The sequence below is a fragment of the Alkaliphilus metalliredigens QYMF genome (assembly GCF_000016985.1).
Taxonomy (GTDB): Bacteria; Bacillota; Clostridia; order Peptostreptococcales; family Natronincolaceae; genus Alkaliphilus_A; species Alkaliphilus_A metalliredigens.
Map to the genome: position 1 here is coordinate 3,681,947 of NC_009633.1, position 24,764 is coordinate 3,706,710.

Annotated in this window: 22 protein-coding genes, 2 riboswitches and 1 other annotated feature; of the genes, 4 read left to right on the forward strand and 18 right to left on the reverse strand. The window is 38.2% G+C overall.

Annotated elements, in window-relative coordinates:
• Nucleotides 1-22: 22 nt before the first annotated feature.
• The 12 genes from AMET_RS17610 to AMET_RS17680 form a co-directional block, all read right to left on the reverse strand.
• Nucleotides 23-1,111 (reverse strand): BMP family lipoprotein, encoded by a 1,089-nt coding sequence (locus AMET_RS17610; protein WP_012064670.1) that lies wholly within the window; start codon nucleotides 1,109-1,111, stop codon nucleotides 23-25.
• Nucleotides 1,112-1,371: 260 nt separating this feature from the next.
• On the reverse strand, nucleotides 1,372-2,565 hold the full coding sequence (gene grdD, locus AMET_RS17615; RefSeq protein ID WP_012064671.1) for a glycine/sarcosine/betaine reductase complex component C subunit alpha: 1,194 nt from the start codon (nucleotides 2,563-2,565) through the stop codon (nucleotides 1,372-1,374).
• A gap of 12 nt (nucleotides 2,566-2,577) precedes the next feature.
• Complete coding sequence (gene grdC / locus AMET_RS17620; RefSeq protein WP_012064672.1) at nucleotides 2,578-4,119, reverse strand: glycine/sarcosine/betaine reductase complex component C subunit beta; 1,542 nt, start codon at nucleotides 4,117-4,119, stop codon at nucleotides 2,578-2,580.
• Between the two features lie 158 nt (nucleotides 4,120-4,277).
• Nucleotides 4,278-5,588 (reverse strand): glycine reductase complex selenoprotein B, encoded by a 1,311-nt coding sequence (gene grdB, locus AMET_RS17630; protein WP_012064673.1) that lies wholly within the window; start codon nucleotides 5,586-5,588, stop codon nucleotides 4,278-4,280.
• 53 nt (nucleotides 5,589-5,641) lie between these two features.
• Nucleotides 5,642-6,118: a glycine/sarcosine/betaine reductase complex selenoprotein A gene (grdA, locus tag AMET_RS17635; protein ID WP_012064674.1), complete on the reverse strand. Its 477-nt coding sequence runs from the start codon at nucleotides 6,116-6,118 to the stop codon at nucleotides 5,642-5,644.
• A 92-nt stretch (nucleotides 6,119-6,210) separates the two neighbouring features.
• Complete coding sequence (locus AMET_RS17645; protein ID WP_012064675.1) at nucleotides 6,211-7,497, reverse strand: glycine/sarcosine/betaine reductase component B subunit; 1,287 nt, start codon at nucleotides 7,495-7,497, stop codon at nucleotides 6,211-6,213.
• A gap of 66 nt (nucleotides 7,498-7,563) precedes the next feature.
• Nucleotides 7,564-7,881 (reverse strand): thioredoxin TrxA, encoded by a 318-nt coding sequence (gene trxA / locus AMET_RS17650; RefSeq protein ID WP_012064676.1) that lies wholly within the window; start codon nucleotides 7,879-7,881, stop codon nucleotides 7,564-7,566.
• Between the two features lie 107 nt (nucleotides 7,882-7,988).
• On the reverse strand, nucleotides 7,989-8,936 hold the full coding sequence (trxB, locus tag AMET_RS17655; protein ID WP_012064677.1) for a thioredoxin-disulfide reductase: 948 nt from the start codon (nucleotides 8,934-8,936) through the stop codon (nucleotides 7,989-7,991).
• A gap of 76 nt (nucleotides 8,937-9,012) precedes the next feature.
• Nucleotides 9,013-9,396 carry a GrdX family protein gene (locus tag AMET_RS17660; RefSeq protein ID WP_012064678.1) on the reverse strand — a complete coding sequence of 128 codons (384 nt, stop codon included), beginning with the start codon at nucleotides 9,394-9,396 and terminating at the stop codon, nucleotides 9,013-9,015.
• A gap of 168 nt (nucleotides 9,397-9,564) precedes the next feature.
• Nucleotides 9,565-9,640: riboswitch (glycine riboswitch) on the reverse strand.
• A 3-nt stretch (nucleotides 9,641-9,643) separates the two neighbouring features.
• Nucleotides 9,644-9,772, reverse strand: a riboswitch (glycine riboswitch).
• 263 nt (nucleotides 9,773-10,035) lie between these two features.
• On the reverse strand, nucleotides 10,036-10,887 hold the full coding sequence (locus AMET_RS17670) for a DegV family protein (protein ID WP_012064679.1): 852 nt from the start codon (nucleotides 10,885-10,887) through the stop codon (nucleotides 10,036-10,038).
• Between the two features lie 168 nt (nucleotides 10,888-11,055).
• Nucleotides 11,056-11,529: a tRNA (uridine(34)/cytosine(34)/5-carboxymethylaminomethyluridine(34)-2'-O)-methyltransferase TrmL gene (gene trmL, locus AMET_RS17675; protein WP_041721004.1), complete on the reverse strand. Its 474-nt coding sequence runs from the start codon at nucleotides 11,527-11,529 to the stop codon at nucleotides 11,056-11,058.
• 167 nt (nucleotides 11,530-11,696) lie between these two features.
• Nucleotides 11,697-12,779 carry a hypothetical protein gene (locus AMET_RS17680; RefSeq protein ID WP_012064681.1) on the reverse strand — a complete coding sequence of 361 codons (1,083 nt, stop codon included), beginning with the start codon at nucleotides 12,777-12,779 and terminating at the stop codon, nucleotides 11,697-11,699.
• 253 nt (nucleotides 12,780-13,032) lie between these two features.
• Here AMET_RS17680 and AMET_RS17685 point away from each other — a divergent pair, with 253 nt between their 5' ends.
• Entirely contained in the window at nucleotides 13,033-13,509 is a 477-nt protein-coding gene (locus AMET_RS17685; RefSeq protein WP_012064682.1) for a YsnF/AvaK domain-containing protein, read from the forward strand.
• An 11-nt stretch (nucleotides 13,510-13,520) separates the two neighbouring features.
• Nucleotides 13,521-13,901, forward strand: coding sequence for a YsnF/AvaK domain-containing protein (locus AMET_RS17690; RefSeq protein WP_049765300.1), 381 nt, complete (start codon nucleotides 13,521-13,523; stop codon nucleotides 13,899-13,901).
• A 77-nt stretch (nucleotides 13,902-13,978) separates the two neighbouring features.
• Here the strand turns inward: AMET_RS17690 and AMET_RS17695 are convergent, their stop codons facing one another.
• The 4 genes from AMET_RS17695 to AMET_RS17710 form a co-directional block, all read right to left on the reverse strand.
• Nucleotides 13,979-15,034, reverse strand: a complete 1,056-nt coding sequence (locus AMET_RS17695) for an oxidoreductase (RefSeq protein ID WP_012064684.1) — start codon at nucleotides 15,032-15,034, stop codon at nucleotides 13,979-13,981.
• A 130-nt stretch (nucleotides 15,035-15,164) separates the two neighbouring features.
• Nucleotides 15,165-16,412 (reverse strand): DUF1015 domain-containing protein, encoded by a 1,248-nt coding sequence (locus AMET_RS17700; RefSeq protein ID WP_012064685.1) that lies wholly within the window; start codon nucleotides 16,410-16,412, stop codon nucleotides 15,165-15,167.
• A 68-nt stretch (nucleotides 16,413-16,480) separates the two neighbouring features.
• Nucleotides 16,481-17,395 (reverse strand): D-2-hydroxyacid dehydrogenase, encoded by a 915-nt coding sequence (locus AMET_RS17705; RefSeq protein WP_012064686.1) that lies wholly within the window; start codon nucleotides 17,393-17,395, stop codon nucleotides 16,481-16,483.
• Between the two features lie 13 nt (nucleotides 17,396-17,408).
• Entirely contained in the window at nucleotides 17,409-18,479 is a 1,071-nt protein-coding gene (locus AMET_RS17710; RefSeq protein ID WP_012064687.1) for a pyridoxal-phosphate-dependent aminotransferase family protein, read from the reverse strand.
• A 212-nt stretch (nucleotides 18,480-18,691) separates the two neighbouring features.
• Nucleotides 18,692-18,913: a binding site (T-box leader), on the forward strand.
• 68 nt (nucleotides 18,914-18,981) lie between these two features.
• On the opposite strand from AMET_RS17710, the gene tyrS reads away from it, so the two are divergent.
• Both tyrS and AMET_RS17720 read left to right on the forward strand, forming a co-directional pair.
• Nucleotides 18,982-20,211: a tyrosine--tRNA ligase gene (tyrS, locus tag AMET_RS17715; RefSeq protein ID WP_012064688.1), complete on the forward strand. Its 1,230-nt coding sequence runs from the start codon at nucleotides 18,982-18,984 to the stop codon at nucleotides 20,209-20,211.
• 166 nt (nucleotides 20,212-20,377) lie between these two features.
• Entirely contained in the window at nucleotides 20,378-21,226 is an 849-nt protein-coding gene (locus AMET_RS17720) for a DegV family protein (RefSeq protein ID WP_012064689.1), read from the forward strand.
• 2 nt (nucleotides 21,227-21,228) lie between these two features.
• Here AMET_RS17720 and AMET_RS17725 read toward each other — a convergent pair whose 3' ends face one another.
• A complete protein-coding gene (locus tag AMET_RS17725; protein WP_012064690.1) occupies nucleotides 21,229-22,173 on the reverse strand; it encodes a DUF362 domain-containing protein in 945 nt (314 codons plus the stop codon).
• Nucleotides 22,174-22,397: 224 nt separating this feature from the next.
• Nucleotides 22,398-24,587 carry a 5'-nucleotidase C-terminal domain-containing protein gene (locus tag AMET_RS17730; RefSeq protein WP_012064691.1) on the reverse strand — a complete coding sequence of 730 codons (2,190 nt, stop codon included), beginning with the start codon at nucleotides 24,585-24,587 and terminating at the stop codon, nucleotides 22,398-22,400.
• Nucleotides 24,588-24,764 lie beyond the last annotated feature (177 nt).

Below are 24,764 nucleotides of genomic sequence, written 5' to 3' on the forward strand. Positions count from 1 at the left end.
TTTTATAGTTATTCTATTTAATTTAGTCTTCTTGTAATCTTACTGGTAAAGTTGGTACTTCTAACTCTCCAGAAACAACTTGTGGAATATAGCTTCTCACTTGTGTTACAATCTCATCTGAAAGATTTGGGTTGTTTTCAGGTAGTCCTACCCCTTCATTTTCTAAATTGAAGACATAAACTTCTCCACCTGGAAAATTACCCTCTAAAGCCATTTTAGCAATATCATAAGCAGCAACGTCTACACGCTTCATCATTGAAGTTAAAACTGCTGAGCTATCGCCTTCGTAGATTCCATCTTCGAATTGATCTTTGTCAACACCAATTGCCCATACATCTTCACCATTAAGTCTTCTGTCTCTAGCCTCTCTAATTAGACCATTACCAGTACCACCAGCTGCATGGTAGATTACATATGCACCTTGGTCATATAATCTAGCTGCTAATGCTTGCCCCGTTTGCGCACTGTCAAATGCACCAGCGTACTCTACTAAAACAGTCATGTCTGGATCTACAGCCCAAACTCCAGCTTCAAATCCAGCTTCAAATCTTTGAATTAATTCAAAGTCAATCCCACCGATGTAACCAACAGTGTCTTGACCTGCTTCTTGGGCCTTTAATGCAGCTGCTACTCCCACTAAGAAAGATCCTTCTTCCTCTGAGAACACAGCACTAACTACATTTGGAGCATCAACCACTTCGTCAATTAATAGGAACTTTTGATTTGGGAAGTTGCTTGCTGCTTCAGCTAGGGATTCCAAAAATAAAAATCCAGGTGCTACAATCAGGTCAGCTCCTTCGTCCGCAAATGCCGATAGGTTTGGTAAATAATCAGCATCTTCTTCGGATTGTAAGAAATTCTTGTCTGATCCAAATTCAGCAGCAAATCTTTCTACGCCTTCCCAGGTACCTTGGTTAAAGGATTTATCATCGATTCCGCCAACGTCGGTTACAAGGCCTACGAAAAAGTCAACTTCTTCAACGACTTCTTCTTCAACAACTTCACCTTCTTCTACAACTTCATCTTCTTCAACTGTACCGCCACCGCAGCCTGTCAATAACATTGATAACATTAGCATGCCTACTAGTAATAACATGAGACTTTTTTTCACTTTTAAATCCCCCTTTTGAAAGTTATTTAATCACTCTTTTTTATATGTATTGAGTGATTAAAAATTATAGTACAAACTTACTGCCTATATAATTGATTATAATATACAAAATATAGAAATGCAACCGAATTCTAGGGTTGTGAAGAGAAGTCTATGAAGCATGGAGACAAGTTCTCCTTTGTACATTTTGGGTTCATATACTATACAAAAAGATAAGAACCCATAGTTCACCATGGGTTCTTAAAATTACATTTTTTTATTTAACAAGGATCTGCTTCTTGGGCAACAAACTTGGCCTCTTTTAACTCTTGTATTGCTCGCTGTAGCTTGGCTTCGCTGACCATGACCACTGGCCCTGTACAGCCCATACCACTTTCAGCATAAATCCCCTTTTTCCAAAGAGCTGTCACAGCATCCTCTAAATCCATAATATCGATACCCGAAATGGATCCCGTCACAACTTCATGTGGCGGTGCAGTTACCTCTTTATCTCTTTCATCACAAGCGGCTTTTTGAGTGCCTTTTATCAAGGATTTCAAAATCGCTTCTCCACCTGCTGCTCTAGCTAAATCAAATTCCCGCTTTGCCACTTCTTTAATATTTCCCTTTATCAAATCAGCTGCATACTTAATGGCATTGGCTACAACAGGCGTTCCAGATGCCCTGGATAGGATCAACACTGTCTTATCGTATCCATCGCCTATTCCTGGTCCATAGCCATATCCCATGGACTCGTATTCTCCTCCAGTTGTGAAGGAAGAAAACACCTTCATAAAAATATTTCCTGATAGTGTATCTTGAACCATGACATCTGGCGTTCCTGCTAAGAGGTCGTTTCCTCTCATAACACAGCCACCATCAGAACGCATGGATTCTTGAAAATTAATAGGATATCCATTGCTATTCAATTCCTTTAATGCTCTCTCCACCTGTCTTGATCCGTCAAGATTTAAAATACCCACACTTGGGTTTTCAATCCCACAAGCCTTAGCGACTATGATTCCACGAAGGGCATTTTTCACCATACTCTCTACTCTATGGGTAGAGGTTGTTCCTGTTGTTGTTGCCAGATACATTTCTTTTCCCTTTCCAGGAGTGAACACCTTGCCTACTGTGGCTACCCCTATTGGAAAGTTATAATGCATCGTCACGCAGGCATCAATTGTGCCATCTTCTAGTAGCTTCTCCATGGTTTTATGCATCATTTCTTCTTCATTTACTTCGATTGTTTGAAATTTCGTATCATTTTTGGGTCCGATTAAGATAACCTCATAATCAGAACACATTTGTGCTGCCATTTCGGCACCTTGAATCAGCGTCTCAACACCATGCTCGCTTCCTAATGTCGTTAGTCCAATGCGAGCCTTTTTTCCAAATTGTCCTGTTTGCATTGCATCTGCAATGTCGTTAAAGACATTACCAATCATTTTTTTTACTGCTTTATTTTCAGTCATTGAGTTCACCCCTTATTTACCTAATAAGTGTGACGCAAAATCCTTCATGGCTTCACCTATCATAGATTTTACTTCATCCTCAGAAATCCCTTGTGGCTTTTCTTCTGTTAGGCCATCGTTCTTTTCTAGTATAAAGGATACGCCATCAAATTGATTTGTCATTCTAGCTAGGAATAGACTTCCCTTCCCAACAATCATAGCTCTTTTGATTTCATCATTTAAGAAAGCTTCACGTGCATGCCCTAGGTAAGGTACTCCAGAAGGAATATGTCCTTGGGTTGGCGCCCATCCAGGCATACCATGATTTTTAGCAAATGTAGCCACTTCTGCTCTTTCTAAATCGCCTCTTTTTACGCCTAATGCAGCAATCATCTTATAGTTAGCTTCAGGTACATCTCCTGCTCCAGCAGGCTTTGTGATATCTGGATTTTGCATTTCCACTGAGTATCTATCAACATCTGTAATCTTTAGACCACCCTTATCTAAGGGTGCAGTGATTAGAGAAGTGATGACTGCCTGTGGTGAAGAACCTGTTCCTACTGTATGTCTTCCAATTAAATCAGTTCTGATAATCGGATTCACACCGTCGTTTTTACTCACCAATACTGCAAATCCACCTAATACATCTTCCAGGATTGGCATTTCTTTTTTAACATGATCTTTCCCATTCATGCCTAACTTAGCAGTTGCGCCACCGGCGACAACCACAACATTTTCATACACGCCACCCTTAACTAAAGCTGCCGCTTGGATCATGGCATGGGCTGGTGCAGCACAAAATGCTCTTGTATCAGATCCAGTTGCATTAACAGCGCCAACAACCTCAGCGATTGCCTTAGCAAAGTTCCCGCCACCTCTTTGATTCATATCGCCGCAAGCCTCTTCTGAGCATTCAATGACATACTCAATTGATGTCACATCAATGTCATTTTTAGCAATTAGATTCATGAATGATAATGCACCTGAAGCTTTTGCAACTAAGTTTTCAAACATAATATGAGCATTTAAATTAGAATCCGTTTCATGGGCTCGCTTGACGCATCCCACAATCTTGTGATCCTGATAAATTGCCTCTGCATGATGATTGTTAATGAATTGATCAATATCCTCTTGCTCTTCACCTTCTTTAATTTTAGCGATCAACGCTTCTGTCATTAAAGGATGTTTTTCAAGCTTTCCCCTTACTTCTTTGGTGAATTCTTTATTTAATTTAACAAGATCAAAAACATCAACAGCCTTTAAGAAACCAATAAACTCGTCCTGGGGCATGATTTCTCCTACTTTACCAAAACGATCTGCACTTTCAACTTCATGGGTATGCCATGGCATCTCATAACCCCGTAGCTCTTCGGGTTTCATATTCCCTATATATACTTGGTTTGGCGGATAAGCCACTACTTTTTCATAGCTCCTTAAATGATTAGGAAGCTTTTTTAAATACTCTGATTCTGGATTTCCAAGTTTTTCACCAATCTGTGTCGTTCCACTGTGAATTACCATATCAGGTGCATGTACAAGAATGTAACCGGCACCCTTCATTACTGCGTAGGACATCATAGCCACCTCCAAAGAATTTTCTTGCGAATCAATCATTTTTTTAATGAATCAGTTATCATCATTTTTGTTCTTCGGCATAATATTTAAATAGATGGGTGACCCTAATCACCCATCTATTTATGTCTTTCATTTATCTAGTCATATTGATGGGTTCATTAATCTTCAAATACTGTTTGACCATCAACTTCAGTTGTTAAGGCCTTTAGGGCTTTTACAACTAATTTTTTTCGTAAGCTCTTTTCATCTTTTTCATCTAATGCTGGATTTCCTAATGGATGTGGAATTGCAATTGTGGGTACAATTCGATTCGCTCCAACCGTTAAGGAAATGGGTACAATTGTACACATGTGTACTACAGGAATTCCTGCTCTTTCAATCTCTTTCACCATCGTTGCACCGCAACGTGTACAGGTGCCTCACGTAGATGTGAGGATAACGGCGGTCACACCATCAGCCACTAATTCCTTTGCAAATTCAGCTGCAAAGAGTTTAGAGCTTCCAACTGAAGTCCCATTACCCACTGTTGTGTAAAAGTACTTGTGTAATTTGCCAATGATGCCCTCTGTTTCTAAGTCTCTTAATACATCTACTGGTAAAACACGATCAGGATCTGTATTGGCATAGGTAGGATCATAGCCACCATGAGCGGTTTCATGATCTGCTTCCGTTAAATCCTTAAACTGTGAAATATCATATTTTCCATATTTAGATGCACTAGAAGATTCAATCCTATCTGGGTTATGCTTTGGTACAATACCGCCAGATGTAACCAATGCGATCTTCGCAGTACTTAAGTCCTTCACTGCTGGATTTGGCTCTACGCGATCAAAGTCTGGCATTGGATATTCCGTTACGAAGTCTTCTTTATTTAACTTCTTCATCAGCATATCAACTGCACGCTTAGCGCCTCTCTCTTCGGCGAAGTAATTCTTCCTGATTCCTCGGGAAATATATTTATCGTCTTCTGGAGAACCAATTGATTCTCCTTTTAACATCTTAAGGGCAAGAGCGGCCATAGCTGGAATGGCTTTTCTCATTGTTGCCGCAGAATTACCAGTTTCTATAATGTAAACACTCTTTTTATACATATCTGCACCTGGGTTTTCTGGGTACATTCCTGTTAATACAGGGATTCCTAACTGATCATTTACTTCCTTAGCAATGGTTCCGCATGCAACACCATAGCGTCCGGCGTTAAAAGCAGGGCCTGCAATAAATAGATCAGGCTTATACTGCTTTACCATCTTTATGACTTCAGCCTTTGCTTCTTCTACGTTTTCGTTAAAATAGGAATCACCGCAAATAATCGTTGCAACTATTTCTATTTCATCTTTTAATGCGCTCTCTAAAGCCATTCCTGGTCCTACAATACCTTCTCTTACTTCTGGCTTTATGTCCGCTTTTTCTTCTCCACCAATCCCGGCGAAGAATTGATTAATATAATGAACAACTCTCTTTTTGCTCATGCTTTCCCCCCTCTCTATTTTTGGGAAAATATTTATTTTTATAAAAGGATCTCTTAGTCTTTAAATTTACCAAATTCATTTCTGATATTGCTCATCTCTTCAATGATGGCATCAACCTCAAGCACCATTTCCATCATGCCGATTTGATCTTCATATACTTCAGCATTTACTGCATCTTTAAATTGAGGCTCTACTGCATGATAAACTCTTAGTCCTAACTGGACTCCTGCTAATGGCCCTGCGAAAGTTGGATCTCCATTGGTAACTGTTTCAGCTGCTAATCCTGCAGCCTCTGCTTCTGCTGCTCCTAAAATAACAACTACATTTTCAGCATTATGCTTTTCAGTTAGATCCATTACTCTCTTTTGATTCTCTAGGTCCATAGCACCTGCAGCGGTTCAGACAAAACACTCTGTAGAAGAGTAGACAACTTCCGCCCCTGTACCCTTTAGACATTCTTCCATAGCTGGACCAGGAATTCCATCTCTATCACCAATTATGATGACTTTTTTTCCATCAAATAAACTCATTAAGTACCATCCTTTCGTTTTGAAATTTTATTTTTAGATATTTCGATTAATTGCAAACGTTTATCTGCTGACAAATATTAGTAATTTTTCTACTAGTATCCCTTTGAAGACAGCTTTACGTATCCTGTTTCATTGGTGGCTCCAGTAATTGCTTGGATTTCTACTTCGATACTACCATCTGCTCTTAAGCTTCCATCAAATCCACCGGCAATCACATCAACATATTGTGTGCTTCCGATTATTTTTTTCATTGGTGGTAAAACAATCACTTCATTTGCATTTCCATTGGTTACAACCGCATTAGCCACTGGATCTGCATCTGCTAATGATTGAGATGCACCATCTCGTCCCGCATATTCATCAGTTACGATAACTGTGTCAATTCCCTCTGCTTCAATTTTCTTGCAGTTCATAATTAAATCTGTATCAGGATTTCCAAAGCCTTCCTGTGAAACGACGGCACCATCTAGCCCTAAATATTTGCATAATTTGGCAGTCCAATTTGAAGATCTTTCTTTGTCAGCCAGGTAAACATTTTCATTGGTGATGATAACACCCACGAAATTGATCTCTTTACCATGCTTTTCATAAAGTTCTTCAATGATTCCATTGTTTTGATGGACATAGGTTGGGTTTTTATCACAAGCAGATACACAGTTTCCACTGATAATTGCACCATCCATGATTTCTGTTGGATACAACAGTGTTGGCACAATTTTCTTAGCGTCTACACCATATACGTAGGTGTCATGTAAAAGTCCTTGGGTTTGAAGCATGTATACATAACCCACTTTAGGTAAGTCAGGATACTTCTTAACTGATTCAAAGATTGGTTGTGTTTCATATACTTGTACTTCATCTGGTTGAAGACTTCTTGCTAGCTCACCTAAGTATTGAGCTGACTTTAGTCCAATCATTCTCACAGCCGCTTCATGATCGTATTGCTTTAAACCATCTACCGGTTCACAAACAACAACAATGTTATGGTTTTGTGAAAATGGTGTGTATTCTGCTCCTGGACCCGTCATGTCAATAATACCTTCTTGGAATCCAACAATGCTACCAGCAGTCACAACAGCTACATTCTTCAAAGCATGTGTGCGTCCAGTTCCAACAGTCTCAACTTTACTTAGTATCCCTGGGAAAATACCACCGGGACCTTCCACCTTAACTCTTGGTTCAATGACATCTTTAACAGGTGTAATTCTAATTTCCTCACCCGGATGTGCTAACCCAATTTCAATGCTCTTGATGTGTTCATCTCCGCCAATTTCTTTTATCATTTCATCCTTATTGACATACAGCACGCCATTTTCCACTTTCGATGCGTTACCAAACTGTACATCTTTGATGAAAATCTTACCTAATTCTAAGCGCACAATCTTCACCTCCCTTTATTGATCAGGCCTATAGTTTGAACGTTCATGCCATAGGCCAGTAGAGCCTTATAAGCTTTTTGTAATCATTGCCTCAATATTTTCCTTGTTTGCTGCATCCTTAGTTACTTCTTCCACCTTAACTCCATCTTTATACATGGAAATTGTTGGCAGTCCAAGTACCTTTTCTTTTATTGCCAATCTTCTGGCTTGAGTTGTGTTTAGCTTAACAAATTTCACTTTGTCTCCATACTGTGCCTCTAATGCTTCAACATCAGGCATTAAAGCCTTGCATGGTTCGCATCCGTCACTCCAAAAATCAACCAAAACATATCCTTCTGCCTTTAACACTTCTTGTTCAAAAGTTTCTTTATCCACTGCTAGCATCTTTTCACCTCCTTAACATCGCATTCATTTTATCTATCTCCTCTAAACCAGAAGTACAAAGGAGACATTAATTTGATTTTTAATTTCACCTAATTACGAATCAAGCTTTACTCTTCGAAATTATTTTCAATATATTTTTCTGCTTGTACAGCTGCAATGGCCCCATCTGATACTGCAGTTACAACCTGTCTTAATGACTTGACCCGACAGTCCCCTGCTCCAAATACCCCTGGGACATTGGTCTTCATATTATCATCTGTCACGATGTAACCTGTACGATCCATGTCTAACATACCTTTAAACAAGTCGGTTTGGGGAATATATCCCACAAACATAAAAATACCAAATGTGCCATCTTCTTCATCTGCATGATGCTCTGTAATTTCCCCAGTTTTTAGGTTTTCAAATACAACTGATTCAACTAACCCATCACCTTTAATTTCTTTGATTGTTGTATTCCAAATAAAATCAATTTTAGGGTGCTTAAATGCTTTTTCTTGAATAGACTTAGCTGCCCTAAGTTCTTCTCTTCTATGAACAATGGTTACCTTACGGGCAAATTTTGTAATAAACATTGCTTCTTCAACCGCAGAGTCTCCTCCACCAATGACAAACACCTCAAAATCTGTGAAGAAATCGCCATCGCAGGTGGCACAATAAGATACCCCTTTACCTGTTAACTCTTTTTCTCCTGGTACACCTAAAAGTCTTGGACTGGCTCCTGGAGCTACAATAATAGACTTTGCATGATATGTATTCTTTTCTCCTACTAAAATCTTAATTTTTCCCTCTAACTTAACTTCTTTAATTGTGTCCTTTTCAATTTTTGCTCCAAATTCATTACATTGCTCAACCATTCTGGCAACTAATGCGGGACCTGTGGCATCTGTAATTGAACCAGGGTAGTTCGCCACTTCTTCAGTTGTGGCAATTTGGCCACCGGTCTTTTCTTTTTCTAGAATTAAAGTAGTCATTTTTCCTCTTGCTGCATAAAGCCCAGCTGATAGTCCCGCAGGACCCCCTCCAATAATTACAACATCATAAACATTTTCCATGTTTTCCACTCCTTAACTTCTTTTAATTTATTTAGTCCTTTTTGTCTTGCTTTTAGAACCAGTTAATTTAACATCATTAAAATTGTGTCATACTTTCAATGCCACTGTCAATCAATGAACAGTCTATCACTTGAAAATCTTGGAGTACTTTTTCACTCCAACGCGGAATCGTTTTCATATTAATCAATTTCTGTGCGGTTTCCATGCTTCCTTCTATGATTCTAACTGAGTTTAGTTCTACTGTTTCAGCCATTGTAGAGACTAAGACACTTTTATAGGGTGACTCATTAGGCTTAACGCTTCCTGATAATGGGTGGGTTAGTAGTTCATGTCCTCGATGAATATAATCCCGGACCTGTCTTAACACATCTAAGACGCTTCCTTCTTCAAACACCACTTGATAAATCTGACTATACTTTTCCTTTACTCTAGGATTATTGGTGACAATGATAGCCTTCAACTTTAACGTCCCCTCTCATACAATGTGACCTATGTATTTCCACTGTAATTTATTCTAATCATCTAGTATTACTCTTTAATTTATTGCCTTTCCAAAGATTGACTATACACGAAAATGGCAAAACAAAAACAGAGAAACTTATGTCAACAGCCCGTTGCCAAAAGTCATCTCTGTTTTTGTACCTGAGAGATTCTTCCTCAATGTATGAGGAGTTGCTCCTTCGGTGAAAAATCGCTTTCCAGAGTTCTGTCCAAATACGGTCCTTTTGCCTGAGATTTTCACTAGAAAAGGGCAATTTCTCTAGCTTCTTCCTTCGGCGTCCAATCATTACCTATGGTTTCTTAGGCCTTGATCGAATCTCTCCCACATTCTTCTTCCAGATTTCGATATTTTTTTTATTATCATTTATTATAGAAGTGCAGAATATCTATTTTTTTAATCATTTATCTTTTTCCTATTAGTAGTAACTATTGTTGCTATAGTATTACTGATTAGTAAACTTTACGAGTAGCTCTTCTCGTTAAAATTATATCAACTATATACTAGAATGTAAAGCATTTTTTGTCATTTGATAGTGAATTGATTGTCACGATAAATTCAAATTATTCTGCCTTAAATACAAAAAATCTCAACTACCTTCTATTTCACTTTTTTATAGTAAAAAATAGCTAATGTACCAGGACCAGCATGGGTTCCTACTGTACCACCAATCTCAGCTGTAAGTACTTCTTTTGGATTTAGTTCCGCTATTACTTTTGCCTTAAAAGTTTCCAGAATATCGGGTCTATTTGCATGGGCCAAAACCATGGTTTGCTCATGAAAATCTCCTCCTCTTTCTTTAGCTAACTCAATCATTTTTCCCATAACCCTTTTGCTTCCCCTTACCTTATCTAATGAATCCACTAGGCCCTCAGTTACGGTTAGAATTGGTTTTACACTTAAAATAGTTCCAATGGTTGCTTTCATCGGATTTAATCGTCCACCCATCTTTAAATATTCCAATGTATCCACTGTGAAAATATGATCTACTCGGTCCCTTAAGGCAAGGAGTGTTTCAACGATTTCTTTTCTTTCCTTTCCTGCCCCTACCATTTTGGCAGCTTCATAGACCAACAATCCTCCCCCCATACTTAATCCCATGGTATCAACGACATCAATCAACGGGCTGTCAATTTCATTTTTCGCAATGATGGCTGACTGATGGGTTCCGCTGGCTCTAGAAGATCCATTAATACAAATCACTTCATATCCCTCCTGAATTGCTTCGTTAAACATTTGTATAAATGTATTTGGTGACACTTGAGATGTTTTCGGTAATTCCTTTGCTTCTGATAGTTTTTCATAAAAGAGCTGGGGACTCAAGTCTACTCCATCCCGATACTCCCCACCCTCAAAATGAATCCTTAATGGTGCTATTTTAATATTATATGCTTTCATTATATTCTTTGGTATATCAAGCATACTATCTGCGATGATTTGAATTTTTTTCATAGCCAACCTCCTAATAGGGGTGCTTTTATTTTATTGTATAACTTATCTATATAATTTACAATATTTTCTTGTTGTACTATTTATAACCTAAATTCTTTAGTTCATAAAAATAAAAGCATCAAAGTTGTTTAACGCTCTCAACTTTGATGCTTTTTCGTAGCAATAACACTACCTCATATTTGAATATCCCCATTGTCGTAATACTTCATAGACCACAATTGAAACTGCATTGGATAGATTTAAAGAACGAGCCCGTTCGATGTCCACCATGGGAATTCGAATGCATGTCTCTTCATGGTCTTTTAATATTTCTTTAGGGATCCCTGCTGTTTCCTTTCCAAACATGATATATGTATCATCCTGAGGATACGCAACCTCACTGTGGTTTTTTTGCGCCTTTGTTGTGGCACAATAAACCTTTGGGTGCTTATTTTTCTCTAAAAAGTCTGCATAACGATCGTAGTAATTAAGATCTAACAGCTCCCAATAATCTAGCCCTGCTCTTTTTACCTGTTTTTCATCTATTGAAAAACCCATGGGACCAATTAAATGAAGAGTTGCTCCTGTAGCAACGCAGGTTCTAGCAATATTTCCTGTGTTTTGGGGAATTTCTGGTTCAAGTAATACAACATGTAAAGCCAATTCGACTGCCTCCCATTCTTCCAAACTTTTTCTCTACACCTTTACTTCACTAATTCAAATAAGGATAAACCATTATACCATAAAGGGAGACTTTATTTCGATATCTTGGTTTATCTAGTTACTACTTATTTTGAGACATTTTCACAGAGAATTAGAAACCTATGTTTTTAGAATCTTCCTACGATCACGTCTTCTTCATTAATGATACCTGCTTCCACCAATGCCCGTTGATACGAAGTGGATTCTCTTGACATTCGCGTTGTTGCACCGGAAATACCGTCGATAGAGTTCTGCACTGTACGTGTTGCACCTGATTCAACATCAACCCCAAAGATATTTTCTTCGTTGACTGCGCCGGCATAGCGTGGAATGGACCAATCTATTAAGGATGTCTTTTCTGTTGCATCCTGGCCTCTAAGAGATTCTTCAATGGCGCCATAATTACCATCCCATCCACCCATACCAAAATACCCATAGGCAACATTCATTGGTTGTGGTTCTTCGCCATCAAATTCAACTCCTAGGGCTTCAAGAAACGCTTGTGTGGAAGATGATTCGTTGACCCCTTGTAATATACCTACATCGTTCACCACATGAGACCATGGGTTAATGTTAAAAATGGTTTGATCTGATAGCGTCTCCCACTCATCGGGCTTCATGAGTCCTCCAGCTGAAGTTCTTATGGTTGGCACCACCTCAGAACTTCCGATTGTCAACTCACTTACTGGAATTTGAAAATCAAAATCTTGGGGAAACTTTTTATCAAATTGGTATCTTGTAATGGGATCTACCATTGCAACTGCAACGACTCCTGGCTCATCTACTGCAACAGCGTAGAAAGCCATCATGTCTGCAGTGTAAATAGTAAACATTGATTCTCCTGGTTCATAATCTTCACCAGGTACTGCCGGTTTAGGGTCTACTGAAAAGTCTACATCCACATAGGCATTTCCACTTTGCCGAGGGATCCAAAACCCTTCTTTTTGGACAAAAAAAACCATTTTTGCATTTTGAATCACGCCATTTTCATCGAGATCCAATATGGTTTCTACGAACTGTTCTGTGTCTTCAAAGGCAGTCCCAGTGACTTCTCCCTGCCATGAATACCCAACATATCTCCCTGCAAATGAAGTGTCCTCTCTCACTTCCCCTCTTTCCTCGCCTGCTTCTTCAGGTGCGCAGCCCGACGTCGCAAGGACTAGTGATAAAATCAGCACAAAAAACATCATATCCTTTACTCTTTTTCTCATTAAGCATGATCTCCTTCCTTAACTCTAATCGTTAATTGTTTACGCTTACGGTTTAGTTTAAAGTAGAAATATCAGTGTCTATAAACAAAAACGCCATAAGTATAATAGTCCTTATTATTTTTAAATAGGATCTTTTTTATACCAGGAGCTGTAAACATCATCTTCATTAGCAAAATTAGTTATGCATATTGAATCTATATAAAGCACAAAATATAACTGATAATAAAAAATAAGATCATTACAGGAGGTAACTATGAGCAAATTTTTTGGAATTTTTGGAAGTGATGACGACAAAATAGAAAAAGAAGAGGATAAAGCCCGAAACGTCGATGACAAATCGCTTCGTCTTCGTCGTGAAGAATTGGATATTTCTAAAAACCGCGTTCAAGTAGGCGAGGTGGAGCTTAGTAAAGAAATTGTTGAAGAACAAAAGATAGTTGATGTGCCTGTAAGTCATGAAGAAGTGATTATAGAAAGACATTCAATCAATAATGAATCCAGTGATTCTCCTATTACTGACGAAGAAACGATTCACATTCCCATCAGTGAGGACCAGGTTCAAGTAGATAAACACACTGTGATAACGGGAGAAATTGAAGCCCATAAGCGCCAAGTAGAAGATACAAGACATATAGAAGCAACGCTGAAAAAAGAAGATGCCCATGTCAATAAAGAGGGTAATGCTAAAATAAAAGATGAAGATGAAGAAAACGATAGGGGGTTCCATTAGACTTCGACGATATCAAGCGACAACTCCGGGAAGAAAAATTAGATATATGTACAAATAAGGTAAAAACTGGAGAGGTTCATATATATAAAGAGGTGATAACGGAGGAAAAAACAGTTACTGTTCCTGTTGTTAGAGAGGAGATTGTAATTGAAAAGCAGGTCTTCGATGGTAAAGAACAGAGCCAAGCTGACACAATCAGAATTCCCATCAGTGAAGAACACATTGAAATCACTAAACATCCTGTTATTTTAGAAAATGTGAGTATTGATAACAAACAGTTTCACGAGATGAAGCAAATTGAAACAACTCTAAAAAAAGAAAAACTGCATGTAAAAACCACTGGAGATGACAAATTCATCCATAACCAAACAGAAGATACACAGACTCCGTAGTCATACAATACACCCTCAAATAAGATAGAAATACCATCGAGTTTGAGGGTGTCAATAATTCTGTAGAGTGATCAGGATCATTTAAATTCGATGGTTCTTTTCTCCTTGTTGCTTTTCATAGCCAGTTCAATGATTTTAATTGTATTTCTTGCTTCTTCTGGCTTCACTATCAATTCTTCTTTTCCCATAATTGCCTTGTACACATTATGATAAAACCCTCTATAATCTCCATTTAAACTCTCTATCTTGCCTTTTATATGTAATCCATTTACATCAGTGTTGATGGTTCCCCAAATGCTTTCGGGCTCTGCTCCCCAATTCTCCATGGTCTTTGGGGTTTCACCTTTTTTAAGCATCTCTTCCTGTGTATCCATACCATATTTCAAAAATGATCCTTGATCTCCTAATACAATAAAGTGAGGCAATGCTTCCCTTACTAACATTCCCGATTTCAAAGTTACCTTCACTTGACCGTAATCTAAAACCAGTTCAAAATTATCATCACATTTAGCACATTTTCTCTGGACACGAATGTCTGCTCTGATTTCCTTGGGTAATCCAAACAAATATTGGGCTTGATCAATCAAATGACTTCCCAAATCATACAGCATCCCAGATCCTGGAAGTTGTTCTTCGCGCCATCCAGCTTTAATATAGTTTCTAAATCGATCAAAGTGAGCTTCGTATTCCACTATATTCCCCAATAGTCCATTCTCAATCACTTGTTTTATTGTTTGAAAATCACTATCCCATCTTCTATTTTGGTATACGGTTACTATTTTTTCTTGTTTCTTGGCCAACTCAATCAACTCATCAGCCTCTGCAGAGGTCACTGTAAAGGGCTTCTCTACAATCACGTGCTTATTAGCCAGCAACGCCTTTTGGGCTAATTTAAAATGGGATAGATTAGGAGTTGCCACAATGATCAAATCGATTGTGTCATCTGCCATCAATTCATCCACATCGGAAATGATCTGTACCTCAGGATAACTTTCTCGTGCTGCCTTCACTGTTGCTTCTCTACTACATACAATTTTGTTAAAATTGAACTCATCCATACTGGTTATCATCGGTCCATGAAAAACTCTTCCAGACATTCCAAATCCAATCATTCCTACATTTAATTTCTTCATATACTCTCCTCCCTCATCTTTTTAAATACCAGTAAATATTTTCCTTATGGTTTAAATAGAGTATAACACAAAAACGCCTATCATCAATGGTTCTAATGATAGGCGTTTTACAGAAATAATTGATTTTAAACTATCCTAATAAATGTACAAACAAACCACTTCTTAGCTTTGGTTCAAACCAAGTAGATTTTGGAGGCATTACCTGACCAATATCTGCGATGGCAAAAAGCTCATCCATTGATGGTGGATATAATGAAAAAGCAATCTTCATGTCATGCTTCACTCTTTTCTCAAGCTCTTTTAGACCTCTAATGCCACCCACAAAGTCAATTCGCTTATCGGTACGAGGGTCTTCTATTCCCAGTAGGGGATTCAGTAAATTTTTCTGAAGGATACTCACATCTAAACGCTCTGTATCGTCATCTTCATTAATGACTTCATTCTTCGCTGTCAGCTTATACCACTTATTTTCCAGGTACATCCCAAAGTCATGTCTTGCCTCAGGCTTATAGGGTCCTTCTCCCTGCCACTTCTGGACATGGAAGGCCTTAGCCACTTTTTCTAAAAATTCATCTGTTTCGAGACCATTTAAATCCTGTACCACTCGGTTATAGTCCATAATTAGCAGTTCATCATCTGGAAAGATCACTGTCATCATAAAGTTATAGGCTTCGTCTCCAGTGTAATCAGGGTTCGCTTCTCTTCTTTTTAATCCAACCTTTACAGCTGAAGCTGTTCTATGATGTCCATCTGCAATATAAAGATAAGGTACATCCTTAAAGAGCTTCTCCAGGGCATCTATTTTCTCTAAGTCATCTACCACCCACAGAATATGACCAATGTCATCCTCCGAAGTAAAATCATACACCGGCTCATTTCCATCAGTCCACGCTTTTATGATCTTATTAATTTCCTTTTGTGCTCGGTACGCAAAGAATACTGGTTCTGTATTGGCATTACAAAAATCGAAATTATTAATTCGATCAACTTCTTTAACAGGTCTAGTAAATTCATGCTTCTTGATTACATCATTTAAGTATTCATCAATAGATGCACATGCAACAAGTCCTGTTTGTCCTCTGCCATCCATGATTTGTCTATATATATAATATTTTGGTGCTTCATCTTGAATTAGAACACCCTGCTTCATCATATCCTTTAAATTTTCTGCAGCCTTCTGATAAACCACATCACCATAGGGACTGACATCGTCATCTAGATCAATTTCAGCTCGACTTACATGAAGAAAGCTCTGGGGATTTCCTTGGGCCATTTTCTTTGCCTCTTCTCTATTCATTACATCATAGGGAAGTGCTGCAACTTTATGGGCTACGGATGGATTGGGTCTTACTCCCTTAAAGGGCTTTACAATTGCCATTTAATCATCTCCTTGAAGAAAATTTACTTCGTCTATTTGTCTTATGTGTATTGCTAAGCATATGCATTTTAAATCTTAAAAAATTCTTTAATTATCTGAACAATTTCTTTGCCAACTCCTTCTTGGGCTTCTGCCGTTGAAGCACCAATATGAGGGCTAAGTGATATTTTTTCATGCAGGTAAATTGCTTCATTCTTCACTGGTTCCTCTTCAAATACATCTAGAGCTGCAGCTGCCACCTTCCCACTGTCTAGTGCTTCTAGCAAGGATGCTTCACAAATGACACCACCTCTGGCACAATTGAGTACATATACACCATCCTTCATCATATCAAATTCTTTTTTAGCTATGACTGCTCCCGCTTCCTGAGAATGAGGCACATGTAGGGAAATAAAGTCTGCTGATTGAATGAGATCTTCTTTTGATAAATATTTAAATTCATCGAAGCCCTGTACCTTTCCAGATCTTGTATTATATACAACCTTCATTCCTAGGGCTGCAGCTCTTTGAGCAATTATTTTAGCAATTCGACCAAAGCCTATTAATCCTAAGGTTTTTCCTTCAATCTCAACTCCTCTATACTCTTTTTTCAACCATTTTCCTTGACGCATGGTGACATTAGATTGTTGTAGCTTTCGTGCAATCATTAACATATGAGCGATTGTAAGCTCAGCTACAGATACTTTACTGGCATCAGGGGTATTTCTAACAGTTATCCCATTTTTCATTGCATAGGCACCATCTATATTATCTAGACCCACGCCAGCTCGAATAATCAGCCTGAGCTTTCCTGTTTCCAGGGCCTCATCAATTATTTCCTGAGTCACCTTTGTGGCAGAGCGAACAATAATACCATCATATTCTTTTATTTGCTTCTTCAATTCATCAGCGGGATAATTTTCGACGGTTAATTCTATTCCCATTGCACTAATTGCATCTAATGACTTTTGATCTATTTTATCATTTACTAATATTCTAGGCATGATAACACCTCCATTATTCTTTCATGATTTCATCAATTATTGTTAATAATTCTTTGATTTCATCTAATGTTGTATCTGCCATATGGGCAATTCGGAAGGTTTTATCCTTTAAATCACCATAACCATTTGAAATCGCATATCCCTTTTCACCTAATTTACCATTTAAATCCTTAATGCTGATTTCCTTGGTATTCTTTATTGTGGTCAGGGTGTTAGAAGCATATTTTTCCTCTGGTAATAACGCAAAATTTTCCGCAGCCCATTCCCTAACATATTTTGCCATTTCCAAATGTCTAGCAAATCGTTTGTCTAGACCTTCGTCTAAAATTTTTGTTAATTGATAATCTAAGGCATACATATGAGAAATAGATGGAGTGGAGGGATATTGATAATCCTTTTTTTGAATATAGTCATATAGTTCTACGAGATCAAAATACAAGCCTCTGTTTTCCACTTTCCGAGCAGCATCTAATGCCTTTTGTGAGAAAGAACAAACCGCTAATCCTGGAGGGAGTCCCAGACACTTTTGTGTTGATGCGATGCAAATATCCACACCTAATTCATCTACGGGAATTTTTGTTCCCGCCAAGGAACTTACTGTATCAAGGCAAAAAATCACATCTGGATACCTTTTGATCACTTCAGCGATCTCTGCCACAGGGTTCATGACCCCTGTAGAGGTTTCATTATGGGTTATTGTAATTAAATCATATTTTCCTGTTGATAGCGCTGCTTCTACCATTTCTGGTGTGGTGGGTTGCCCCATCTCAGAAGAAAATTTATCTGCAGGAACGCCATTGGCCTTAGCCATTTTAAACCAACGATCACCAAATGCCCCCACAGAAAAAACTGCAGCTCTTTTTTGAGTGCAAGATCGAATGGCACCTTCCATTAATCCACTACCTGAGGAAGTAGATAACAATATTTCATTTTTTGTGTACATCAGTTGACGCATTTTATCAGAAACACTTCGCTGCAATACAGAAGCATCCTTGCTTCGATGACCAATCATTTGTGTCCCCATTTTTTCTAATACATCTTCAGAAACAGTAACGGGACCTGGAATAAATAATTTTTTAAGCATCAAAAAACCTCCTTATAATTTAACACTTTTCGTTCATTATACAGAATATTTCAATCAATTCAAAGCTTTATTAGTTGTCGGCACAAAAGATTTCGCTAACTTAACCTTACCCAAAATATCCAAAACTAAAATGTTTTTTGCTTTTTATTTTCCTTTCTTGCCTTTATACGCATATTTGTGATAATATAGGATAAAAATAATAGACAATGAATAATCAAACGATGAAAGAACTCAGTAGTCCCCATGGTTACAATTTAGAGAGCAATCCGGTTGGTGAAAGGTTTGCAGCACATGGCAGGATGAATTACACTCTGGAGTTTCGAAGTGAAAGCTTCGACGGTTACCAGCCGTTATTGGTTTAAGACATTGTGTTTTGAGCCCCACATAGACATGATGTAAATTAAGGTGGTACCACGGGTCCTCTCGTCCTTAGCTCTAGGATAAGAAGGGTCCTTTTTTATATGGTAGGAAAGTTCTGATTACTGATTAGGGAGGTTATCACATGTCAAATGTATTTGATATCTTAAAGGAAAGAGGCTTTATTGCACAAGCCACACATGAAGATGAAATTCAACAGCTTCTGGGGAAGGAACCGATTACCTTCTATGTGGGATTTGACCCCACAGCCGATAGTCTACACGTAGGTCATTTTTTACAGCTTATGGTCATGTCTCATATGCAAAAGGCTGGTCACATACCTATCTTTTTAGCCGGTGGCGGTACTGCCATGATCGGAGATCCCTCAGGCAAAACAGATATGCGTAAAATGATGACTCCAGAAACCATTCAGCATAATGTTGACTGCTTCATGGAGCAAACCAAACGATTTTTAGATTTTAGTGAAAACAAAGGAATAACCGTTAACAATGCAGATTGGCTGATGAGTTTAAATTACATTCCATTTATCCGAGAGATCGGAAAGCATTTTTCTGTCAATCGTATGCTTACGGCTGAATGCTTTAAAAGTCGTATGGAGAAGGGACTTTCCTTTTTAGAGTTTAACTACATGATCATGCAATCCTATGATTTCCTAGAACTCTTCAGAAGACACAATTGTCGTCTTCAGCTAGGTGGAGATGACCAGTGGTCTAATATCATTGCTGGAACGGATTTAATCCGCCGTGTCGAGGGAGAATCAGCCTATGGTATGACCTTCACACTGCTCACCACCAGCGAAGGAAAGAAAATGGGTAAAACTGAATCCGGTGCGATTTGGTTAGATCCCAATAAAACCTCTCCCTTTGATTTTTACCAGTACTGGCGTAATGTAGGCGATGCAGATGTTCGAAAGTGCCTATGTCTACTGACATTTCTATCTATGGAAGAAATCAATCGACTGGCTACTTTAGAAGGATCTGAGATCAATCAAGCCAAGGAAACATTAGCCTTTGAAGTCACTTCTTTAGTTCATGGAGAAGAGGAGGCTCGCAGGGCCCAAGAGGCTGCTAGAGCCTTGTTTAGCAAGGGTGCCTTAGGAGGTTCTTTTCCCTCTACGGAACTACCAAAATCCGAGTTTATTGATGGCATTGATGTCTTAACCCTACTTACAAAACTCCAACTGGCTTCATCTCGCGGTGAAGGTCGACGCCTGGTACAACAGGGTGGCATTTCGATAAATGATGAAAAAATAGTAGAAATTGAAGCAGTCATCAACCAAAGCAGTTTTTTAGAAGATGACACCCTCATGATTAAAAAAGGAAAAAAAGTGTATCATCAAGTTAGACTAGTATAACATTTTATCTGTACAATCATCTTTTTTTACAGACATAACTAACGAATAATCCACTAGCCTATCTACTAGTGGATTATTTCTTTATTTTTTATCATAAAAACTTTTATATTTCTTTGATCTTTAGTAATATAGAGTATAAAGCAAAACATTTTATAGGGGTGAAAAAATGAATCTGATTAAAATTATCACAGACAGTACCAGTGACTTACCATTAAGTCTCCTTGAAAAAGAGAAAATTCCGGTCATCCCTTTATATATCAGTTTTGATGACCATACATACAGGGATGGTATTGACATGACACCCGCAGTGTTATATGACAAGGTTAAGGCCACCAAGGCACTTCCTAAAACCGCTGCCCCCTCACCCGTAGACTTTCGTAATGTATTTGAATCTTATATTGATCAAGGAATGGATATTCTCTACATAGGGCTTTCTTCTAAGCTTTCATCAACCATTCAAAATGCACGAATTGCTGCCTCTGAATTCCCGGAGGGTCGAATAGAAGTGATTGATTCCCTTAATTTATCTGCTGGGATCGGCTTATTGGTGATAGAAGCCTTGGATCTTGTTAAAACAGAAAAGCCTCTTCATGAAGTTGCCACTGAAATCCGTCATTTGATCCCTAAGGTGACCACTTATTTTGCTGTTGATTCTCTAGATTATCTTCACAAGGGTGGCCGATGCTCTGCTGCTTCAAATTTTTTCGGTAGTATCTTAAAGATTAGACCGATACTTAAGGTAGATGGTGGTAAGATCTTGTTAGATCAAAAAGTTCGTGGCAAAAGAGAGCGTCTTATCAAAGCCATGCTAGATAGGATTTATGCAGACCAAGAGAAGTTAAATCCTAAAAGGGTGATCATTAATCACTCTTTCTGCCCAAAAGATGCTGGGTATTTAAAGAGTGAACTTGAGAAGACCCTTGACATTGAGGAAATTCTGATGACAACTGCCGGTTGTGTTATATCTAGCCATTGTGGACCAGGCACCTTTTCCATTGTTTATTCTCTTAAGTAGTCTTACTTGCCTTGATTACCATGAATATCTTTAATTTGATTGTTTTTATCTAAGACAATTTCTTGACCATATGCGGCCTTAGAAAAGTGCTTTTCAGCCTCTTCTAGGGTCATTCCTTTTATTGTCATGTTTTTAGGGTCTGCCTCTCCTACTTTAGCATGATGAAGGGCATATAGATACTGTACGGCTTGGGGCAAAAAACCCAAGAGCCTGGCCCCTACTGCGTCGGCAGCGATGGCATCCGTAGCAGCGATTACCAATCCTTTGGTATCAACAGCTTTACCATCGGATGGCCCTGTTCCAATCATGGCTTTATCCACACTAATAATAGCAATATCAATGGGTATTTTTTTTGCCATGGCTACAATAAAACCATGTAAATCCTCATGAATCCCTAGCTGTTTTTTAGGAAAACCATGAATCTCTGCCGGCGGCCAACTTAAAGCCATGTTTTTAATACTGGCACTGATTGTAGCCTCTTCATGTTGTTTTAATTGGGTAAAGCTTATGAGTACATCGATTCTTGTAATCAGTTCATTGATTTTTGTTTTAGGAATCAGATCATGCTCTAATGGAATTTCCACATAGGGGCCATAATTCAAGTCTACAAATGTCACTCCTTCTTCAGCGATCACTTTGTCATAACCGATCTCTTTAAAAACCTTTACTGTATCGTCCCCTCCAGACCCAGTTGCAATAATCACTTCTTTAGCTTCTTTCCCCTTGATAAATTGAATCAATTCCCTTAGGGTTTCTGGCCCAACAACTGTCCCTGTGTAGGTTGGATTGGCTTTTACCCAGTTTGGTGTAATCACAACGCGATCACCTTTCCGAATCAGTTGATCTATGGGAAGAAGTTTAAGTGCCTCTACTATGGATTGCTGTTCTTCACGATTAGTCGTAATGCTGACAATGGGTTCCTTTACTCTTTTAACACGCAATTTCATTCCTCCATATTCCTTACTATTTTAACCTTATTATTTGTTTAAATTTTATTTTTAAACATCCTGTAGCTAGCTTGATAAAATTAATAAGGAAATGAGTTACTCCTTAAGAGGTTACAAAAATGCCCCTAGTCAATAGACTGGGGACATTTTTTTAGTTATAGATCCTTCGACTTCGTTTCACTCCACTCAGGATGACAAATTCTGGCTTACATTAACGCTAATGACTAGTTATTTAAATATATATTTAATATTTGTGCCATTTCCCCACGTTTAATGATCTCTCGAGGGGCTAATGTGCCATCGGGATTACCTGATGTGAATCCTAGTTCTACTGCTGCTGCTAATTCTTCATAAGCCCAGTCACTAATGACACCATAATCACTAAACTCATTCAATGCTTCTACATTATACTCATGGGCCAAATTTAGCGCTCTAATCAAGAAGACAAAGGCTTGCTCTCGATTAATTTTCTCGCTTGTTCCAAAAAGTGACTGGCTTATACCACTTGTGATTTGTAAATTGTATGCTGCTTCTACATAAGGTGCTAAAGCCTCATCTACATCTGTAAATCTGTAGTTCTCTAGTTCTTCTATTTCAGGTAGGTCTATTTCTAATGTTCTCACTAATGCTTCAACAAACTCTCCTCGAGTAACCTGCTCTTCTAAGTTAATACTATGTGAGTTCCATGATCTTTCATGGGCAGGAACATCAATAATTCCTTTATTGATTAAATTCACTGCATCCTGTCTAGCCCGATGACTCAAGTCTGCTCCAATAATCTCCCAGTTGTTGTCAACCTCTGGATCAATGGTCTCCATCTCACTAATATAATCAAAGATATAGCTTCTTAATGATTTGGGGTCAGAAATAAAATAAGCATCGTTACTGATGATTCCACTATCTAATAAACCATTGTATCTATAATTGTTAATGGCCAGGTTAAATGTATCATCATCCATGACTGATTCGCCATTAAAAGTTAAATCAACAATTCTGTCGCCAGGTTCTTGTGAAATGTCAACCTTGTAGTCTACGCCTTGGAACATATCATAATTATATCCACGAATGTCAGGATTAAAGCTAATGGTAATGTCTCCCGGCTTATATGTATTGTAATAACTAGCTGACCATTCCATATAGTTTTTTAATTCAGCACCTGTTACTTCAACACCGTACAATGTATTTGGGTATTTATAGATTCCAAATATATCACCATAGGCCACAGGTCCCTCTTTGATATTTGACTCACTGGCAAACAATGCGGCTGCAGCTATGTCTGCATCCGGAACAAAGTGTAGTTGAACATTATTGATTAAGTCAATGACTGCTGAATCCATCAATTGAGCTGATGGCATACTCATATCTTTAATTTCATATTCAGGAACAAAGCTTGCTGTTGCTACTGTTGCTGGTTTACTAATAAATTCTAAAGTTGTTTCTTGAGCTGGTCTCAGGGCTTCTGCTAGCTCTGCATCTACTTCATATGCTTCAGCACTAATAATTTCTGTTTCCTGTGCCACAACAATCCATTGATCTCCTTGCTTTTCAAGGGTAATATCTACTCTAGCAATTTCTCTTGCTGCATTTGTTGGGCCTACCACAGGCACACCATTAACTTTAAGGTCCTTGGTGTCATGATCATGTCCTACAATAAAGGCAGCTAGTTGTGGAATTCTTTCAGCAACTAATTTGGCCATTGAACCTTCATTATCATGTCTTCCTTCTAAACCAGAATGGGCTGTCGCAATGACAATATCTACGCCTTCATCTTCCATTAGTTTTTGATAAACCTTTTCAGCTTCTTTATGCATGGCTCTAAAATCCAAAGAGGTAACCCTTGGTCCATCCCATCTTGGAATATTGGGTGTTGTCAATCCAATAATTCCTACTTTGATTCCAGCTACTTCTTTAATTGTATAAGGTGTTACAAAGTAACTGCCATCTTCTTTATTGAAGATGTTAGCTGATAACATTGGAAAATCTGCTTCTTTCTCAATTTTTTGGATTAAATCTAAGCCAAAATTAAATTCATGATTTCCTAGAGTCATAGAGTCATAACCCATTAGGTTCATGGCTTCAATAATGGGATGTGGTTCATCGATTAAAATGGTATTGTATAAATCGTCTGTCAGCAATGATCCCTGAATGGTATCTCCATTGTCTACTAATATTGTGTTTGGATTCTCTTTTCGAACTTCTTTAATGATTGTTGCAAGTTTAACCATTCCACCACGATTATCTTCTCTGCTGTCTTCATAGTTCCAATTATAAAGGGCTCCATGAATGTCACTGGTTGCCAGTACAGTGATTGTCACCTGTTCTGCAGCATGTACGACATTGAATGGTACCATCAAACCAATAATTAGTGCAAATACTAATAAAAAACTCCCAATCCTTTTAAAATCTTTTCTCATACTTATCCCCCTAGAGAATTACTCATTTTTAGTAGAAAATCATACTAATAATGGTATTTATACTCTTCTACAAGAAAATGTTTTTACCTTCCTTATATTTAAAAACATACCAATAATTACCTGACAGTGATTATTATCAGATGGGGATTATCACAATTAGAGAATTTAAAGCGTAAT

What these genes read in the sequence shown, in the direction of transcription:
- AMET_RS17710 (WP_012064687.1), bottom strand. Translation starts at nt 18,479, where the DNA reads ATGCTTAAAAAATTATTTATTCCAGGTCCCGTTACTGTTTCTGAAGAT.
- tyrS (WP_012064688.1), top strand. Translation starts at nt 18,982, where the DNA reads ATGTCAAATGTATTTGATATCTTAAAGGAAAGAGGCTTTATTGCACAA.
- AMET_RS17695 (WP_012064684.1), bottom strand. Translation starts at nt 15,034, where the DNA reads ATGAAGAAATTAAATGTAGGAATGATTGGATTTGGAATGTCTGGAAGA.
- AMET_RS17685 (WP_012064682.1), top strand. Translation starts at nt 13,033, where the DNA reads ATGAGCAAATTTTTTGGAATTTTTGGAAGTGATGACGACAAAATAGAA.
- AMET_RS17680 (WP_012064681.1), bottom strand. Translation starts at nt 12,779, where the DNA reads ATGAGAAAAAGAGTAAAGGATATGATGTTTTTTGTGCTGATTTTATCA.
- trxA (WP_012064676.1), bottom strand. Translation starts at nt 7,881, where the DNA reads ATGCTAGCAGTGGATAAAGAAACTTTTGAACAAGAAGTGTTAAAGGCA.
- AMET_RS17700 (WP_012064685.1), bottom strand. Translation starts at nt 16,412, where the DNA reads ATGGCAATTGTAAAGCCCTTTAAGGGAGTAAGACCCAATCCATCCGTA.
- AMET_RS17730 (WP_012064691.1), bottom strand. Translation starts at nt 24,587, where the DNA reads ATGAGAAAAGATTTTAAAAGGATTGGGAGTTTTTTATTAGTATTTGCA.
- grdC (WP_012064672.1), bottom strand. Translation starts at nt 4,119, where the DNA reads ATGTCCTACGCAGTAATGAAGGGTGCCGGTTACATTCTTGTACATGCA.
- AMET_RS17670 (WP_012064679.1), bottom strand. Translation starts at nt 10,887, where the DNA reads ATGAAAAAAATTCAAATCATCGCAGATAGTATGCTTGATATACCAAAG.
- trxB (WP_012064677.1), bottom strand. Translation starts at nt 8,936, where the DNA reads ATGGAAAATGTTTATGATGTTGTAATTATTGGAGGGGGTCCTGCGGGA.
- grdD (WP_012064671.1), bottom strand. Translation starts at nt 2,565, where the DNA reads ATGACTGAAAATAAAGCAGTAAAAAAAATGATTGGTAATGTCTTTAAC.
- AMET_RS17705 (WP_012064686.1), bottom strand. Translation starts at nt 17,395, where the DNA reads ATGCCTAGAATATTAGTAAATGATAAAATAGATCAAAAGTCATTAGAT.
- AMET_RS17725 (WP_012064690.1), bottom strand. Translation starts at nt 22,173, where the DNA reads ATGAAATTGCGTGTTAAAAGAGTAAAGGAACCCATTGTCAGCATTACG.
- AMET_RS17720 (WP_012064689.1), top strand. Translation starts at nt 20,378, where the DNA reads ATGAATCTGATTAAAATTATCACAGACAGTACCAGTGACTTACCATTA.